Source organism: Spirosoma sp. KUDC1026 (genome assembly GCF_013375035.1).
Taxonomy (GTDB): Bacteria; Bacteroidota; Bacteroidia; order Cytophagales; family Spirosomataceae; genus Spirosoma.
In genome coordinates this window covers 3522408-3540343 of sequence record NZ_CP056032.1, presented here as the reverse complement: position 1 = coordinate 3540343, position 17936 = coordinate 3522408, and the positions used below count along the sequence as shown (strand labels likewise).

General features: G+C 52.1%; 16 protein-coding genes. 6 read left to right on the top strand and 10 right to left on the bottom strand.

The features are described 5' to 3' along the window. Positions 1-85: 85 nt before the first annotated feature. From HU175_RS14815 to HU175_RS24850, 4 genes are all read left to right on the top strand, one after another. On the top strand, positions 86-2323 hold the full coding sequence (locus HU175_RS14815; protein WP_176567333.1) for an ATP-binding protein: 2238 nt from the start codon (positions 86-88) through the stop codon (positions 2321-2323). A 124-nt stretch (positions 2324-2447) separates the two neighbouring features. Continuing rightward, positions 2448-3482, top strand: coding sequence for an SDR family oxidoreductase (locus HU175_RS14810; RefSeq protein WP_176567332.1), 1035 nt, complete (start codon positions 2448-2450; stop codon positions 3480-3482). Between the two features lie 28 nt (positions 3483-3510). Beyond that, positions 3511-4044 (top strand): AraC family ligand binding domain-containing protein, encoded by a 534-nt coding sequence (locus HU175_RS24855; RefSeq protein ID WP_228724171.1) that lies wholly within the window; start codon positions 3511-3513, stop codon positions 4042-4044. A 9-nt stretch (positions 4045-4053) separates the two neighbouring features. Continuing rightward, the gene (locus HU175_RS24850) at positions 4054-4335 is read left to right on the top strand and encodes a helix-turn-helix domain-containing protein (protein WP_228724170.1); all 282 of its coding nucleotides are present in this window, start codon (positions 4054-4056) and stop codon (positions 4333-4335) included. 473 nt (positions 4336-4808) lie between these two features. Here the strand turns inward: HU175_RS24850 and HU175_RS14800 are convergent, their stop codons facing one another. The 4 genes from HU175_RS14800 to HU175_RS14785 form a co-directional block, all read right to left on the bottom strand. Then, positions 4809-5375: a DUF421 domain-containing protein gene (locus HU175_RS14800; protein ID WP_176567331.1), complete on the bottom strand. Its 567-nt coding sequence runs from the start codon at positions 5373-5375 to the stop codon at positions 4809-4811. Then, positions 5372-6352, bottom strand: coding sequence for a mechanosensitive ion channel family protein (locus tag HU175_RS14795; RefSeq protein WP_176567330.1), 981 nt, complete (start codon positions 6350-6352; stop codon positions 5372-5374). Before HU175_RS14795 ends, HU175_RS14800 begins: the two co-directional genes overlap by 4 nt. Positions 6353-6456: 104 nt before the next feature. After that, a complete protein-coding gene (locus tag HU175_RS14790) occupies positions 6457-7416 on the bottom strand; it encodes a sterol desaturase family protein (RefSeq protein WP_176567329.1) in 960 nt (319 codons plus the stop codon). 18 nt (positions 7417-7434) lie between these two features. Continuing rightward, positions 7435-7917: a hypothetical protein gene (locus HU175_RS14785; RefSeq protein WP_176567328.1), complete on the bottom strand. Its 483-nt coding sequence runs from the start codon at positions 7915-7917 to the stop codon at positions 7435-7437. A gap of 190 nt (positions 7918-8107) precedes the next feature. Here HU175_RS14785 and HU175_RS14780 point away from each other — a divergent pair, with 190 nt between their 5' ends. Together HU175_RS14780 and HU175_RS14775 are read left to right on the top strand one after the other, a co-directional pair. Beyond that, positions 8108-8419 carry a transposase gene (locus HU175_RS14780; RefSeq protein ID WP_176566244.1) on the top strand — a complete coding sequence of 104 codons (312 nt, stop codon included), beginning with the start codon at positions 8108-8110 and terminating at the stop codon, positions 8417-8419. Between the two features lie 5 nt (positions 8420-8424). Continuing rightward, a complete protein-coding gene (locus tag HU175_RS14775) occupies positions 8425-9312 on the top strand; it encodes an IS3 family transposase (RefSeq protein WP_176566243.1) in 888 nt (295 codons plus the stop codon). A gap of 77 nt (positions 9313-9389) precedes the next feature. Here HU175_RS14775 and HU175_RS14770 read toward each other — a convergent pair whose 3' ends face one another. The 6 genes from HU175_RS14770 to HU175_RS14745 form a co-directional block, all read right to left on the bottom strand. After that, positions 9390-10244, bottom strand: coding sequence for a YsnF/AvaK domain-containing protein (locus HU175_RS14770; protein ID WP_176567327.1), 855 nt, complete (start codon positions 10242-10244; stop codon positions 9390-9392). A gap of 82 nt (positions 10245-10326) precedes the next feature. Next, the gene (locus HU175_RS14765; RefSeq protein WP_176567326.1) at positions 10327-10797 is read right to left on the bottom strand and encodes a YsnF/AvaK domain-containing protein; all 471 of its coding nucleotides are present in this window, start codon (positions 10795-10797) and stop codon (positions 10327-10329) included. A 183-nt stretch (positions 10798-10980) separates the two neighbouring features. Further along, entirely contained in the window at positions 10981-12018 is a 1038-nt protein-coding gene (locus HU175_RS14760; protein ID WP_176567325.1) for a YrzE family protein, read from the bottom strand. 530 nt (positions 12019-12548) lie between these two features. Further along, a complete protein-coding gene (locus HU175_RS14755) occupies positions 12549-14264 on the bottom strand; it encodes an OmpA family protein (RefSeq protein WP_176567324.1) in 1716 nt (571 codons plus the stop codon). Positions 14265-14464: 200 nt separating this feature from the next. Beyond that, positions 14465-14752 (bottom strand): hypothetical protein, encoded by a 288-nt coding sequence (locus HU175_RS14750; RefSeq protein ID WP_176567323.1) that lies wholly within the window; start codon positions 14750-14752, stop codon positions 14465-14467. A gap of 195 nt (positions 14753-14947) precedes the next feature. After that, a complete protein-coding gene (locus HU175_RS14745; RefSeq protein WP_176567322.1) occupies positions 14948-17434 on the bottom strand; it encodes a PAS domain S-box protein in 2487 nt (828 codons plus the stop codon). Positions 17435-17936 lie beyond the last annotated feature (502 nt).

Here is a 17936-nt window from a genome sequence, read left to right as displayed (position 1 = left end):
TGATAATCGCCAATGATGCGGGGTGGGATTCAATACGGAAGGCGGTAAATCTGCCCGCTCCAGGCCTTTTCCCGACAGCCAGCGTATGACTAAATTTTACTGCCTCCTTTTTCTTTACGTCGGCCTTCTGACAGAAGGAGTTGCACAGCGTGGCTGGCCCGCTGTTTATACCATAAAGGCCGATACGGGGCTCGTCAGGCCGGATACTTCCTATTTTCAGGTGCTGGACGATGCCAGTGGTACCCTGACGTTCGATCAGGTACGGCACAGTTCCGGATTTCGAGCCAGCTCCTTTTACAGCCCGGCCCGTAAGGCGCATGTGTGCTGGATTCGGATGCGGGTTAAAAATACGCTGCCTTACCCACTTGATCTGTATTTCTGCGATTTTTCCAGCACCTACCTGGATTTGTACTGGCAGGACTCCAGCCGGTCGTGGCGTCACGGGCGAACGGGGTTGCTGGTTCCTCATAGTCAGCTACCGAACCGTAACGGCAATAAAGAACGGAGCCGACTGCTTTTCCGTCTGTTACCCGGCCAGCAAACCATTCTTTACGAGCGGGCCGAAAACACGTTCTGGCAGGCTCCTTTAATGTATATTTCTCCTCAGTTCCAATCCGAAAGTGACCGAATTAGAGCCGCTTTCACGTACGTCCGGATTGATCGGGGTCTGGAAGATTATTTTTTCGATGGTATTATAATCGGGGGGCTGTTCCTGGCGGTCTGCTACAACCTGTTTGTATTCTTTTCCATTTGGGACAGCGTTTACCTGTATTTCAGCATCTCGCTGTTTTTCTTTATGCTGGACCGAAACCAGTACCGGATCCGGCTCGTCTTTTTTGAAGAACACCCCTATCTCTTCGACCTGATCGGGAGCTTCTTTTTCATTACGTTTTTCATCTTTTTCATTCAGGCGATCCGCAAGTTCATCCAACCGGTAGCGGCACTTTCTCGGCTCAACAAAGCAACCACCCTCTTTCTAGCGCTAACGGCATTGGTTAATGTCTTCCAGTTCTTGGCGCCAAGTTTCCTGCCGCTACCGCTTTTGGAATTGTCGATCCTTACCGAGATTCTGATACGGATTGTCTTCCTGCTCTGCATTGTCATGACCGTGAGCATAATCAGGCGGGGCTCCACCGATGCCCGGTTTGCCCTGCTGGCCACGGGACCGCTGTTTCTGTACTGGATGAAAACGTTGGTCGGACGTTTGTTGTGGACCTACTTTTCGTATGATTTGCCTGAACCAATCCCTGTCAAATCCGAATACATCGAGAGTTTCTGTTTTGCCTGGCTGATTATTTTCTTTTCAATCACCCTCGCCAATCGCTACAATCTGGCCCGCAAGCGGGTCGCTCAGCAGGCCATCGAAAAGGAGCAGCTGGAAAAAGAACGGGAGATCGAGCGCAATCGGATCATGGCCACCCAGAACGAGCGACTGGAGCAACAGGTAAACGAACGAACGGCTCAACTGCTTACGTCTCTCGATGAACTGAAAGCGACCCAGGCCCAGCTTATTCAGCAGGAGAAGCTAGCCTCGCTCGGTGAGCTGACGGCAGGCATTGCCCACGAGATTCAAAATCCACTGAACTTCGTCAACAACTTTTCGGAAGTCAGCGCCGAACTCGTCACTGAACTCACCGACGAGCGCCAGAAACCCGACCGCGACATGGTTCTGGAACAGGAACTGCTGGACGATCTGAAAGTTAACCTGGAGAAGATTACACGCCATGGTCACCGGGCCAGCCGTATTGTCCGGAATATGCTCGACCACGCCCACTCCGGCTCCGGAGAGCGCACGGCCACCAACCTTAACGACTTATGCGACGAATACCTGCGTCTGGCCTACAACGGGATTCGGCGACCCGGCAGTTCTCGGTCCGGCGGTCCGCAGTCCGGCGTTCCGGTAAAGGAACAACTATTCAGCTGTGAATTGGTAACGGATTTCAGTGCTGATGTCACCACGGTAGCAATAGTCCCGCAGGAAATTGGGCGGGTGCTACTAAACCTGTATATGAATGCCTTCTACGCCGTTCACGAAAAGCAGAAAACATCGCTGGCGTCCTACCAGCCGCGGGTTATTGTCAGTACCAGAGCCGTTGGTAGCCAGATAGAAGTTCGCGTAACGGACAACGGCATCGGCATGGACGACAGCGTAAAAGCTAAAGTGTTCCAGCCGTTCTTCACTACCAAACCCACCGGCGACGGAATCGGTCTCGGTCTTTCGCTGAGCTACGACATCGTTACCAAAGGGCATGGCGGGGCTTTGCTCGTTGAGAGTCAGCCGGGGCAGGGAACCGAGTTTATTCTCATTTTACCGGTGCGCTGACGACACATACTTGCTTTTACGGCAGGTTACCAGTCGGCTTGTCTGTGCCGTTTTAGCAAAGTATAAACGACGGGACAACAAAGTCCGCCGTACCGGAGTCGGCTACTTTTGTCCTAAAAAAATAATGGACACATCAAGCACGCAACCAACAGTACTGGTAACTGGCGGCTCAGGTTTTATTGCTACTCATTGCATCATTGCTCTGTTGAATAATGGCTATGCCGTAAAAGCGTCTCTCCGATCGCTTAGCCGGGAAGTGGAGGTAAAGCAGATGCTGACGACTGGTGGCATTCGCGATTTTTCTAAGCTCACCTTTGTGCAGGCCGATCTGTCCAGTAAAACGGGCTGGCGGGAAGCAGTTGAGGGATGTACGTACGTCATTCATCCGGCCTCGCCCACACCTAACCCGGCAGCAAAGCACGAAGACGAATTTATCATCCCGGCGGTCAACGGTGTCCTGTTTGTATTAGGGGCCGCCAGGGATGCCGGGGTAAAACGAGTGGTCCTCACCTCTGCTTTCGGAGCAATCAGTTACGGCATCAACAAGCAGCAGCCTTATACGGAAGAAGACTGGTCGGATCTGACCCAGCCTTTACCAGCCTATCAGAAATCCAAGACCCTGTCGGAAAAGGCCGCTTGGGAATACGTAAACGGGGAAGGCAAGGGTCTGGAACTATCTGTGGTAAACCCAACGGGTGTGCTGGGGCCAGTACTCTCCTCCGACTATTCGCACTCGATCAAAACGATTCATCAGATGCTGAAGGGCGAACTGGCGGGCTGTCCTAAACTCAGCTTTGGCTATGTGGATGTCCGGGACGTGGCCGATCTGCATCTGAAAGCGATGATATCGCCCAAAGCCAGGGGTGAGCGATTCATCGCCGTTGCGGGCGAGTCGATCTCGGTACTGGATATCGCAAAAATCCTGCGGGCAAACCTGGGGAAGCAGGCCGACAAAGTACCAACCCGCGAACTCCCAAGCTGGCTGATTCGTGTCGTCAGTTGGTTTAATCCAGAAGTCAGGCTGATTATCCCGCATCTGGACCTTGTCAAACGAGCCAGCAGCGAAAAAGCCCAGCGACTGCTGAACTGGCAGCCCCGTTCGAACGAAGAAGCGGTGCTCGCCACCGGCGAAAGCCTGATTCGCCTGGGATTGGTATAACTTTGCCGACAGCTAATTCGAACAACCCATGGTACCGTCCGGCGCAGCAACGAAAGGCCGAATCTTTGTTTCCTGCAAACGGGAAAAGCATTACAGTCGGGAGGTAGTACTGGATCAGCACGCTCTGGTTTACGTGTATGCCGGTACGCTGGAGATTTCCTACGCCGATCATAACCAGACGTTTGGTCCTGGTAGCGCCGTACTTATCCCAAGCAATCAGTTGGGACGGCTGGCAAAGTTACCCGCCCAGGGTGAGCCTTTCCGGTCCGTATCCATATTGTTCTCAAAAGAAACCCTGCATCAGTTTTACAGCGACCGCCCGGCTAATCGGGCCGAACAGCGCTGGACGAGCCATCTTACACTACGTCAGCATCCGCTGCTGGAAAGCTTTTTTCAGTCCCTCGTTCCGTATTTTACGTTGCAGAATGAGTTACCGCCGGACCTGGCGGAGATTAAGATCAGTGAATGTCTGACTTTGCTGGATGCGTTCGACCCACAGAGTCGGCGAATTCTAGCGGTCTTACAGGAGCCCGGTAAAATAGATTTAGCTGAATTCATGTAACGGAACTTTATGTTCAACCTGCCGTTGGAGAAATTCAGCTACCTGACGGGACGTAGCCTGACTACGTTCAAAAAAGACTTTAAACAAATTTTCAGGATGACACCGGGTCGCTGGCTCCAGCAGAAACGTCTGGAGCGAGCTCACTACCAACTTACGGTGAAAAAACAAAGGCCCATTGATGTTTACATACACGCTGGTTTTGAGAATCTCTCTCATTTTTCGTTCGCCTTCAAAAAGCAGTTCGGACTGGCCCCATCACAACTCGTCAGCCAGCCACCCGCTGAAACCTAGCCACTGGCTGCTCCTGACTGTTTTCAGCTTGAGACCTTCCACTAGCTGTTCCTAGAGAATACCAGAAAAAATAACCGGTATCGAAAAAAGAGCCCCGGCTTTGAGACACAACCCGGTCTGACCTATGTATACGTGTGGTGTTCCCCTAAAACTGGACAGCAAGGATAACTTAAAAACAATTTACCTTACAATAAAAAATTTCTAGTAATGGCCAGCCCCGAATTCGTTAAGCGGGTAAAAGCAAGTCACTTTCTCAACAAATAAAGGCGCACAGCAACCGAAAAAACTGGCCTGTTGGTGATGAATATTGCTGACCTATCTAGGCGCTCAGTATATAAACAGCGCTCAGCTATGTCAGCTTACACCCTTCCTTTAATATAATAGGCATTGGATTAGCCTTGATTATACTGAGCTTTTCAGACTTGGTATTGGCAATGCTAAATACATTTCGTACGAGCGTGAACGACTTCACGTTATGTTGTCGGATAAGACTCGCCAGTCGCTGGTTGCTGGACGTTCTGAAGGCTGGTAACGCTGTCCTGACTTCCTTTCTGAATGACCGTAAACGAACCATCGGTTTCCAGGACAACCGCCGTTACGTCTTCCAGCCGGGCCGCGCCCGAACTACGTATGGCCGCCAGCACTTCACCCTCGGCAACCCGCTCCCGGCGCAACGCCAGCCGGAGGTACTGCCCCTGGTGAAACAGCAGAGTGGGTTCACTTTTTATTGCCCGCTGGAACCAGGGCCATCGGATGGACAGCCAGGCAACGCTGTATTGAAGGGTAACCAGCAGCGCGAGCGCGGTGAGGCCATCGGCTAAGCCCGTCTGGCGGGAGATGATGATAGTCGAAAAGGTAGAACCAAGCGCCACTGTTATCACTAAATCAAAAGCATTCATTTTCGAGAGAGTACGCTTTCCCGAAATACGCAGAAAAATCAGTAGGCCAATATAGGCTAGTATGCCCACGAACACTACGCGTCCGATGCTTTCCCAGCCCTTGAAAACCCAGTCGTGGAGGGTTGCTGCTATGTCGATCATGTTTTCTGACCATTTAAACGGGGAGCGGCTTTCGCTTTGGCCGGCGGTCGCGATAAGATAGCCGGACCATCGCTGCCGGGCTGGTTTTCCAGTAACACAACCGTATGCGGAAACGGCATATCGATACTGGCTTTGTCAAGGGCCAGTTTAATGCCCGTCACCACCTGGTCGCTTACTTTCAGGGCATTGGCCTGCTGAGACTCGACCCAGAAAAAAACCGTCAGGTTCACCGATGAACCCGCCAGTTCCGTGACGTATACCCAGGAACCGGGGTCTTTCAGAACCCCTTCGATGCCATCCAGTACGTGGTGAATCACATGTCGGGCTTCTTCAATCGAATCCGGGTAACCAATGCCGACCACAAATTTGAGCCGCCGTTTATTGTACGCCGTTCGAACCAGAATAGAACTGGTGTATACGTCGCCATTGGGCAGAATGGCTCGCTCGCCATCGTACGTTTTGAGCCGCGTCGAGCGCATGTTGATTTCCTCGACGGTTCCTTCGTACTCTTTGACTTTTATCTGGTCGCCGACTTTGAACGGCCGACGCCACAGAAGCAGGATACCGGCGAAAAAATTCTGGAGAATGTCTTTAAAGGCAAAGCCAATAGCCACCGACGTAACGCCCAGGCCCGCAATGATGTCGCCGGGCTTGAACGACGGAAAAACTACCACACAGGCCGCCAGAAAGCCAATCACAGTAATGAGCAAACTGACAATTCGGCTTATCAGGCTGGCCAGGGTATCGTCGATGGAATGGCTTTGAACGGCTACCTTATTGATAACTTTTTTGAGCCCTTTCCCCAGCAGCCAGAACAGTAAAAAAACCACCGCGCCAACAATGAGATAAGGTAGTCGCTCAACGGTTCCTTTTAGAAAATCGCGTACCGTGTGCCAGAATAGTGTAATACCGTCATTAAACGTAAATGGTGGCTCGTTGACCCGGGGCGGCTGTAGGAGAAGAAATAGATTAATCATCGTGTGGGTGATGAACAGGTTAAAATGGCGGATCAGTGATTAACTGGGTAAGTAAACGGCTGGCTTGTCAGATCAGCGGTCGGAATTGGTCTGTCAGCCCATTGCTATGACCTTGTCGATTGGGTAGGCTGTTCAGCATCCTTGGCCGCTGATACATCGGCTGACTGAGTTAACTGCTGCTTTTTTAGCGCTACGGCAATGGGGCTGCCGTAGAAATAAAACAGCTTCTGCCGCAACCCACGGGCTTTTTTTACGTCGTTTACCATATCGATAAATTCATGGAAATTGATGTGAATCGGGTTGGCCTTGTTACCGATATTGGTCGTGATGCCGTAGACGGGAGCTTCTTCTTCCGGCTGATAGGTACCCAGCAGCCGATCCCAAAAAATAAAGGTCGCCCCGTAATTTTTGTCGATGTATTTCTCCTGCGATCCGTGGTGAACCCGGTGATTCGACGGCGTGGCGAAGATGAATTCAACCCATTTAGGCAACCGCCGGATGTATTCGGTATGCACCCAGAACTGAAACAGAACCGCGATCTGACTGACGGTAAAAAAAACAATGGGATGAAAGCCAATCAGCGCTACAGGCAGAAAAAAAATGATCTTTAAATTCTGAATCCAACTCAGCCGGAAGGAAACCGTCAGGTTGTAATGTTCGCTTGAATGGTGCACCACGTGAGTTGTCCACCAAAACCGGCGTTCGTGGGAGATGCGGTGGGCCCAGTAGCTGAAAAAGTCAAAAATAACGTAGCAGGGAATGAACGTCCACCAGTTGAGTGCCATCCGCCAGGGGAGCAGGTTGTATATCCAGACGACCCCATACAGCAACGCAAATTTCAGGCCGGTACCAATCACGACGGAGCCGATTCCCACCAGCGTAGACCCAATTGTCTCCTGCCGGTTGTAGTACGGTTTCTCCTGAAGGTACGTAATCAGAATCTCGACGCCCGTCAGTAAGAACATGATTGGCGCAGCCCAGATAATCAGGTTAGGCGCGGCTTTCTCGACGGTCCAGAGTTGCTCCAGTGGAATAACCGGTGCACCAAATAAGGCTTCGTGCATGCTGAGGAAAAGTTATCGTTATTCATTAGTATCCAGTTTGTCACCCGCCTTATCAAATGACCGGTCGAGGGTACGCCCTGCTTTTTTGAAGCCTGCTTTAATGTCCTGCCAGGCATCTTCCGTGGCATTTTTAGCTTTGTCGATGTCCCGGTCCAAATCCTGGTGTTCCCGTTTAAACTCATCCATTTGCCGGTTCATCGACTCTTTTGCTTTGTCAGTGCTACGATCTATTTTTCGTTGAAGCTCGTCGATTTCCTGATCGAGTTCATCCCGCTCCTGTTCCAGATTCGTGACCGCTTTAGCGCGTTCCGTCTGGAAATCCGTAGCCGTCTGGTCCGCTGCTGCTTTGGCGTCTGCCTCAATAGCATCTCCCGTGTTTTCGACCGCTTCGCCGGTGCGGGACTTCTCAGAATCACTGGTACAGGCCTGAAAGCCAGTCAGCGACAGGGCGACGAATGCGGTTGCCAGCAGGGACCGCAGCGAATGTATTTTAATGTTCATATTGTTTGTATTTATGGAATACTACCTGTTTTCAAAGTACGTATTGTGAGCTTAGAATGGACTTAAGCAAACCTTATAAAGGACTTAGAGACACTGTTTTTTTGCCTGCCTGATTATAGAAATTGTCTTAACCCCCTGAATGACTGGACAAAATTGTAAAAACAGTTTAGTCCTTTTACATTCAGATACCATGAGCAAATTAAGGCGGAGTTTTACTCCCGATGACCGCTATTCTATCGTCCAGGAAGCCATTCGTGACGGCCATGCCGAGACTTGTCGAAAATACAATCTATCTCCTTCGCTGCTGCGCAAGTGGAAATTGAAGTATTTGAGTAAAGGCAAAGAAGGCCTCAAAGATTCTTACGCACGCGTCGATCCCCAGCTTCGAGTGCTCGAAGAAGAAAATGAACGCCTGAAGCGGATTGTAGCAAAACAAGCTTTGGAACTGGAGATCAAAAGTGAGCTACTAAAAAAAACTCCTATTCACTCCAGGAGAAGCTAGCACTCATGAAACAGTTTGAAAATCAAGTAAGTCGTACCCTGTTATGCCAGTGGCTTAGTGTACCTCGGAGCGTGTTTTACTACCAACCACAATCAGGTAGACCTGGAGCACGCCCCAGCCAGGTAACCATGAAACGGGATGGATCGTGGGTAGACAACCAACTGGTCGTGGTCAGTATTCGGCAACTGCTGGATGTTGAGTTCAATGCCCTTGGCTACGAATACATCACCCACGAGTTGAAAAAAGAATACTTAATCAATAAGAAAAAGGTGTATCGACTCATGCAAGAGCATAATTTACTTCTGGGCAAAGTGATCCGACCGATGGGCAAGCGGGAATTTGTTAAATTCAGACGAATCGAAGCGACCAAGCCCTTGGAATACCTGTGCTGGGATATCAAATACGTCTGGGTAGAAGGGGAACGGCGGAATTACTATCTGTTGAGCGTCATTGATGTGTATAGCCGCAAAATTCTGGATTGGCTATTCCAAGGCAGTATTCGTCAAATCGACTTAATCAATCTTTTTCGACGAATCAACCGGAATCATGAACTGAAGGGCGTCATTTTGCGCAATGATAATGGCAGTCAATTCATTGCTCACTCGGTACGTAACTTTTTGAAAAGCTCCGAAATCAAGCAGGAATTCACTCATGTGGCCACCCCTGAAGAGAACTCGTACATTGAAGCTTTTCACAGCATTCTAGAACATGATGTGATCGAGCGCAATGTATTTGACAGCTATTATGAGGCCAAAGAAATGTTAGGGCGTTATTTTTTCCATTACAACAATCACCGTCTTCATCGTTCGATTGGTTTTGTAACACCTCAGCAGAAATGGGAGGAAGCACAGGTAATTTACGACACAACCTTTTCAGAAAATTTGTCCAGCTAATAGGGGGCTAAGACAAAATCAGGATACAGCTATTGGAACGACCGTTTCCAGCCGTTCCAATCGTTAAAGGTCTACGATTATTTCGTTGAATAGGTCACCTCATCGCCGTCGCTCAGGGGCTTCTTTGAATCGGTCATGTCGTCAATATCTACCTCCGTTTTACGGACCGTATCCCGAACTACTTCGTCGTGCTCGGTCACATCCTTACCCACCGAAATTTCCTCAACGACCGTTGCTGTTTTCGACACCACGGGTACTTCCTGGTATTCAGTCATCTCGACCTGACCTTCTTTAAAGGCATCCAGGTCGGCAGCCGTAGCCGGCCGGTTGACCGCATTGCGCTGTACGGTGACCCGTTCTTCGCGCAGGCGGATGCTTTCTTCAACGGGCTTAGCCACAATCCGGCTGCGAAGCCGAACACCACCCGTTTCGACGGTACGCTTGCCTACCTCCAGATTTTCTTCGATAACCTTGATGGTCTGATCGCCCGTTGGCTGATCCGTATCGGTGAAGGCGGCCCCCATCGACGCACTGGGTTTGTTGGTCAGGCTGTCAGAGAGGGGTAGCCGTTCATTGACATTGACGGCACCGGCATCATCCAGGATATCGGCCGCTTTTTCAGCTTCATCTTCCGTCTGAACATGAACCGTCACCAGCGAACCGCTTTCAGTGGCCCGGGCGTATCGGTTCGCGTCGTCGTCATCGTCGAAGAGCGAACTGAAAAAACTACCAATACTGCTACCCGAATCATCATCGTCGTCGGTACGGGTTGTCGTATATTGATTCGATGTGGTATCGCCATAGGCGGCCGAGGAATCTGACCGGAGCGATAGATCGATGTTCTGGCGTGTAATACCCGCATTGACCAGGTTTTCAACGGCCTGCCGGGCTTCGGATGCGTTATCAAAAACGCCAAGGACTGTAAGTGCCATAACTTAGATTTGTTTTTACGGGTAAGAAATGAATTAGGGTAACGTATAACCACGGGTGAACCGACGCTGTAAAGGCGTCGGTTCACCCGGGACGTTCGGTTGAGGGTAACGCCGTGCGCTCGATAGTTATCGCTTCCTCCCGGAGCGAAACCGTTTGCGTATCGGTTATTTCAGACTGTCGTCTGGTAATCCGGATTTCTTCCACCAGCCGCAGTCGTTTCAGCACAACAATCTCTTCTTTAAGTACCGGGTAAATCGTTGTATCGCCTTCCTGCCGCACTGCTGGAGCCGCATCGACGAGTTGATCGACGATCACGCGCTCGACCACTATCTCTTCCTGAAGCAGAGGAATCTGAACGGCCTGCTCGTGCTGTTGAACCGTTTTGGTGAGCGTAACGCGGCCCGTTTCAACGACCTGTTTGCCGACCTGAAGCTGTTCGCTGATCAGTGGAATCGTCAGAAACGCGGCCTCGCTGCGCTGTGATGGAATAGCCGGGTCAGCAGCGTTCAACGTTTCGTTACCCGGTTCGTTGGTTGGTTTCTGAGGAATCATAGCATAATCGGTAACAGGCTGCGTTGACCCAACAGCATGGATATGGATGTGTCAGGATAACATCAACCAACCAAATGTCCTGAATGAGTGTCTGCGTCAGGGAAAGGGCGGGGAAGGACTCAAGCTTCTCCCACCAGGTTTGGTTGATCCAGTTGGAAAGCCCCCCTTTTTCGAACCGCTTTTCTATCGTACCGTTTCCTGAACCGGACGGTCGTACGCATTGTAGTCGTCTTTGGAATCGGTGCCCAGTTTGGCACCAAAGCCCGACGCGACTACGCCAATCAACAGCCCGAAAAAGCCGTATATCGCTGCTTTCGACGCGGCAGACGCGGCATCGTCGGCAATGTGACGGGCCTTGTTACCCGCTTCGGCTGTGGTTTGACTGAACTGTGCGGCTGCCTTCTGGTACGTATTGATCCAGTTGTCGACAATCTGTTCTGATTCGGCCCGGCTTTTACCAGTCCGCTTCATCACGACATTGACAGCGTCCTCCCGATCAACCTGATTGACTGTTGCCTGCCCCTGCTTGAAGAGTCGGCTGAAAAAGTTGCCGGCAATGTCGTCGGCGGCCTGTGGATTGGCTGCGGCATCGTCAGCGGCATTGCCGGCCTGATCGACTGCCTGATTCGCCTTACGCTCCAGCGCGTTGGGAGTCAGAGCCGGATCGCCCGTCTGACGCAGCATGGTGTTGACCTCGTTTTTCAGGTCCGTCAGATTCATATCATCCAGATCGATTCCGTTCGCCTGAAGCTGGTCCTGAACGGCGTTACCGATACCGGGAGCGACAGCGGCAATCCCCGATCCGGCCGTCCTGACGATGCCGCCCACCAGTCGCCCAACTCCGCCAATGATGCTGCCCAGCGTCGTAGTTAAGAAATAAATGGTCAGTAGTGTCACCAGGCACCAGGTCAGTACGCCGTGAATCATACCGTCGAACGAGCGGGGTGTACTGGCCAGCCGACCGGCCACCCAGCCGCCGATAAACAGCGAAAGTAAACTGCTGACAATGTACCAGATGGCGCTACCGATGCCCAAACCCGCCATCGGGTCGCGCTCTTCAACGGGGTCGATCGTGCCCAGGCCGATGCCCAGGCCCAGCAGGGTCAGGAGAATTTGGGTCACAATGGCTACCAGCACACCGGCGAAAACGGCGCTCCAGGAAATTCGTTTCATAAAACCCGTCCGGGTCGGGCTGTCGGGGTATACTACTGCTCTTTCCATAACGTATTGATTATTCAGTTGAGTAAGGCAGAAAAACCAGGCCATCCTGCCATTGGCCTTTACGCAGTAATTAGGCTTTCATAGCGTATTGAGTAAATCAGAAAGCAACCGGTATGGGCGCATACGGTTATGCGTCAAATCATTTAAGGTAGTGAAACCCCTGCTGGCTGGTGGTCAGGAACGCGTAGGTAAATCCTGTGAGTGAGATAGAATGCCGATGAGCATTTATCTTCTGAATGATGGTGAAGCCGTGGCAAAACTAATTTCCCTAAATTAACCACCCTATGAGCGTTATCACTATACGCTATGATGGATGTAAGGTCAGCACCTGTTTTTAAACCGGCTGCGTCGTAGCGACTACTCACCGGGCAGCATCGGTACGTTTATCAATGCTGATGTTAGCCAGCGAAACAGCTCGTTGCCGCCAGGTTATACGGAGCAGCCATGGGAAAGGCCCCAAAAATCAGTTGGTGCCCGTTTACAGGCTGTATGGCCGTTCCGGTTCTGATGAAAAACCGGAACGGCGGTTTTTACAACTGGGTCACAACGATCTCGACGCGCCGGTTTCGCTGCCGTCCTTTGGCTGTCTGATTAGTCGCAATGGGTTCATCCTGCCCCTCATTACTGGTTGTAATCCGGTCGGCGCTGATGCCTTCCTTAACCAGCGCGTCTTTGACGAAGGTAGCCCGGGCGGCCGAAAGGGGTTTATTGATCGATTCAGGACCGACGCTATCGGTATAGCCGACGATGCGGATGTGCAGCGTTGGGTACGTTTTCATAATCTGGGCCAGGTCGTTGACTTCGGCCTGGGCATCCGGGGTAATCCGGGCGGTGTTGGTTTCGAATCGGAGTTCGTCGAAGAGAAACGATTTGTTAGGCCGGCTGCCTTTGGTGGCCAGATACCGGGCCAGCTGATACGTAAAGGCTTTATCAGTCAGCAGGAGCTTACGTCCACCGGGTGCATCAACCGCCACGCGCACTTTTGGCCCGGCAGCAGGAACGTCCACACTTAGAACGACCACGTCGATCCGGCGGTTTTGTTCGCGCCCGGCCTCCGTTTTATTGGTGGCTACCGGCATGTTATCACCCCGCTCCCGCGTAGCTACGCGAACCGGCTCGATACCGCCGGCCACCAGGGCCTGTTTGACCGCTTCAGCCCGCTCGCCGGACAGGGCGTCATTCTGGGCGTCGGTACCGGTGTTATCCGTGTTGCCTTCTACGCGGATACGGAGCGAGGGATAGGCCTGCATGATCTGGATGAGGTCGTTTACGTTGGGCCGGGACTCGGCCGTGATGCGGGCCGAACCGGGTTCAAACGTCAGGTTATCGAACGCAAATACCCTTGGGTACTGGCCGTCTTTGGCAGCCAGATACTGAATCAGGGCGTAATTGAAGGAACGTTCGGCCACGTTTACTTTTCGTCCGCCCGGCAGATCAACGCCCACTTTTACGTCGGGTACGGCAGCCAGGCCCGAATCCGCCCCGTTACCGTCCAGATCGCTGGCTAAGGTATCAGTAGGCGCCACCAACACCGGCTGGTCGGCCTGGTCAGCAGTGGTTTTATCCGGGCCACAGGCGCGTAGCAACAACAAAATCAGCAGAATCAGGCCGAGGGCAATCAGCAGCCACTGCCACCACAGTAATCCACCGCTCGGGGCGGCATCCTCCCGAACGGGAACCGCTGGTGTGGGGGCCGTATAAGCCGTACCAATAAACCAGGCCAGTGGGAGGCCAAACACAACCGGCGTGACCGACCGGGTAGCATCGACTCCGCTGTTGAGCATGGCGGCCAGTTGCGCTTCGGTCATATTGTTGCTTACGACCTGTCGGTGCAAAAAGCCCATCAGCACCGAAGCAACCAGCCCGGTCAGGGTAGTAGCCGACCCCAGACTCACGCCACTGTACCGGCTTGTTTCCTGAGCGACCTGGTGAACCCGCTGATCGTATAATTTCCTGAGTAGGTCGTTACCCGATTCGGCGGCTTTCTGACGCTCGCTGCTGGTATCCACCAGTTCCCCAATGGTTGGTTCGGTGGCAAAAGGCGTATTCGTCAGTAGCTGGTACAATGTTGTAGACCCCTCTCTGTCTGTTACCCGGTTCATAACCCCCGCCGTGACGGTGGGCAGCAATCCGTCGATTGCTTTCTGGGTACTTGCCTTATTTTCATTCAGACTGCGGGCCAGGTCATTAACCGCTGACGGGTTAAAAACAGACCGTAGATGGTCCAGTGGGGTTGTCGTTGCCATACGTATTTATAGGGTGTTGAGCTTATGCTTCGGCGTATTACGAACCGATTCGGCAACTGCATAGCGCCATGGTTGACCATGACTAATCGGGGCCGTTGTAGCAAGCAAAAGTAGGCTTGACAACTTCCTGCTACCTATGACCACCATCATTACCGGACCTGATGGTTCACAGTTGAACAACTGATATATAGTTGGGTCAATCAACCGGTGCCCGACCGGATAGCCGTTGCCAGGGCCGGACTTATGGGCAAGCCTTCGATATAGGCGATCCGCAGGATATTCGCCAAACAATAGTTGTCGATGGAATCAGGTTGCTGAATCTGTTCCCAGGCCTTGAGAAGGGTATTTGCTAAAATGGTTTCGGACTCAGATGGAGGCAGGTTAGCGAGTAAAATAAGTCCCCAAAGAGTCGGGGCATACGTATCGTAGAAGTCTGTAAAGTTGCTCAGGGGCTGTTTGGAAGGAGAGGGCAGTATCTTGAATTTCATAGCAGTTGACCAGATATAGCAAAGCTATCCATGGTACATCCCCTGACCTATGACTTCGATTCGACAGCTACTAACCACCATCAGCCAGAAACATGATGGTGGTCATATTATCCGTAACTTACTACCGGTTTTAGTAGCACTTTAGCGTAGTGAGTTTACGCGTGTCCAGTAGGACGTGTAGTATCATTTACTGAATTAGTCAGTCGGCAGGTACACGTCGAAGGTTGCTCCCTGACCCGGCTGGCTGCTGGCGGTAATGGCTCCGCCGTGGTTGGTCACCACTTTTTCGCAGATGGCCAGACCAATGCCCGTTCCGATAAATTCGCTCTTACCGTGCAGCCGTTGAAAGACCTGAAAGATTCGGTCCAGGTATTTTTCGTCAAAGCCAACTCCGTTGTCGGCTACCTGGATGTGGTAATACTGCGGAACCACTCGACTTAATTGCACCGAAGCGGGTAAGTCCCCGGCGTCCACGCGATGAGCCTGGATAAGAATGATGGGCACCGTGTCGGCCCGGCGAAATTTCAGCGCGTTACTCAGCAGGTTCTGAAACAGCTGCCCTAATTGGGAGGCATCACCGGACAAGGTGGGGAGGGCTCCAACCTGTATGCGGGCGCCGGTTTCCCGAATCGTAAACTCTAACGTAGTAAGCACGTTTTCCACGATCGTCTGAAGCGAAACGGGGGCGCTCGTGTCCCGCTGGGTCGAAATGCGGGAGAAATTCAGCAAGTCTTTAATGAGCGTTGACATCCGGCTGGCCGCCGACTGCATCCGATCCAGATAGACCCCTTCATCGCCCGTGGAGTCAGCATAGCGCGTTTTCAGGAGGTCACCGAACTGTTGAATCTTACGCAGGGGTTCCTGCAAATCGTGGCTGGCTACGTAGGCAAACTGTTGCAGATTTTCGTTGGAACGACGCAGCAACCCGTTCGATTCCTGCAATTTAGTCGTCAACTCAGCGTACTCCTGATTCGCTGCCTCCAGTTCGTTGTTGCTGGCGGTCAGTTCTTCCGTGCGCTGCTGCACCTGCTGTTCCAGCGCCAGCTGGAGTTCAAGCTGGAGGGTTACATCCTGAGCCGTGCCCGCCAGAAACAAGGGATTCCCCCCGGCATCAAATAAGGTCTGGCCGTTGGCATGAATAACCCGCTCCTGCCCGGTAACCGCGTTTGTGATGATGTAGGTCTCGTCATATCGCCCCGTGCCGCCTTTCTCCAATGCCTTTTCAATGGCCAGACTGATGCGCTGACGGTCTTTGGGATGAACCCGGGGCGAAGCCTGTCCACCCAGCACGGCACCGGTAACGCCCAGCCAGGTTTGCAGTTGTTCGGAGTAGATTATTTCACCCGTGGCAACGTTTATTTTCCAGGTTCCCAATTCGGCCAGCTCAATGGCATTAAGGAGGGTCGCTTCGCTTTCTTCAATGCGTTGATGGGCCATAACCTGCTCTGTTACCTCGACGGCGGTGCAAATAACTCCCTCTATGGCTCCGCTCCTGTCCCGCAGGGCCTTGTAAATGTAATCATAGTAGCCGATGTAGGGTTGACCCTCTTTCATAAGAAGTATCTGAGCGCCCAATTCGGTGTGCGTTTCGCCGGTGGCTACTACGTGCCGGTATTGCCCCAGCAGCGGAGTAGCGAGCAGTTCAGGAATGGCTTCCATGATGGGCCGGCCAATAATAGTCTGGTCACGGCCAAAAAGGGCCAGCATTTTTTCATTGGCCTGTGTCAGCAGCATGTCAGGGCCTATGCAAACCAGCATGGCTACCGGAGACTCCTCAACCAGGGAGCGGAAGCGGGTTTCACTTTCCGTCAATTGTTGCTGGACCACCTCCTGTTCGTTGATCATGGCCCGCAATTGTTGCTCGCTCCGGACGGCCTGCTGCCGGGTGGCTACCTCAGCATTAATATCCTGAAATATGGCAATCAGGCCATCAATCTGGTGCTCCTGGTTGACCAGTTGAGAGATATTGACCCGCACCCAGCAGATCGACCCATCTTTACGGATATAGCGCTTTTCAAAGTCGACAAACGGAATCTCGCCCCGGCCCAACTGGTCAATCAGGCGTTCATTGGCGGGCAGGTCGTCAGGATGGGTAAATTGTTTGTAGTTCTGCCGGTACAACTCCTCGACGGAATAACCCGTCAATTGACTATAGGCTTCATTAACCAGAAGTATCTGACCGTCCGGGGTGGCAATGACGATGCCCAGAGCCGCCTTCTCAAAAGCGGCCTGAAAGCGTTGCCCCACCAGTTGCCGCGCCGATTCAGCCAGTTTCTGCTGGGTCGCATCCTGAGCAATACCCGAAAAGCGGTAGGCCATGCGATCGGCATTAAAATAGGCTTTACCCTGGCAGTGTAGCCAGCGCAGCAGGCCATTATCGACCCGATGAATGCGGAAGTGGATATCATACTGCCCGTCCGATTCTGAATTGAGCGCCCACTGGATTGCAGTGTTTACCCGCACCTGGTCATCAGGGTGCATGTAGTGAAGCACCTGCTGATAAGGAACCACATCCGCCTGATCAAATCCATATAAGCGTTTGCAACAGTCGTCCCACCAGACCTGCTGATTCGTAATATCCAAATCCCAGGTACCCACCCCAGCCGCCTGCAGGGCAAAGGCCAGCCGTTTATTTTCGGCAGTCGTGTCGTCTGGAGTAAAGGGCGTCGGATCGCCGGTCATAGTGGAAGGATTAGCGCGTACGTAACAAGTTAACGAATTTAGGTCGTACAAGTTTGGCAGAAGACCGACGGAACCCGTAGCCCAGCTTCTATACGGATAGGCAATAAACGGATGGAACGGAGTGGAAGGATTGGCGAAAAGGACTTGTGTAGGCCGGAAAAAGACCAGACTACCCCTTTATAAACTCAGAAGCGGGCCCAAAAGTAGACTTGCCGGTCCGCGAAAAACCAGGATGCCCGTCAGTACCCAACATGACGGTTCATAGGGATACACCTGATCGATGGCCGATATAACAATAGTTTCCTGATGACTCGCTTTTTTTTGATACATTGGCTTCCCTGCCGAATAAGCCGAAGTGCGGATTGACTTGTTGGAAGCCCACCCTTTCCTATTCGCCGAAGGCAATCTTTCAACTACGCTTTCAGTATATTCGTGAGCGAAAGAACGCTTCGGATCGGGTACATAGATTAAGAACGGGTTGAAATCCGCTTTAATCGGTTAC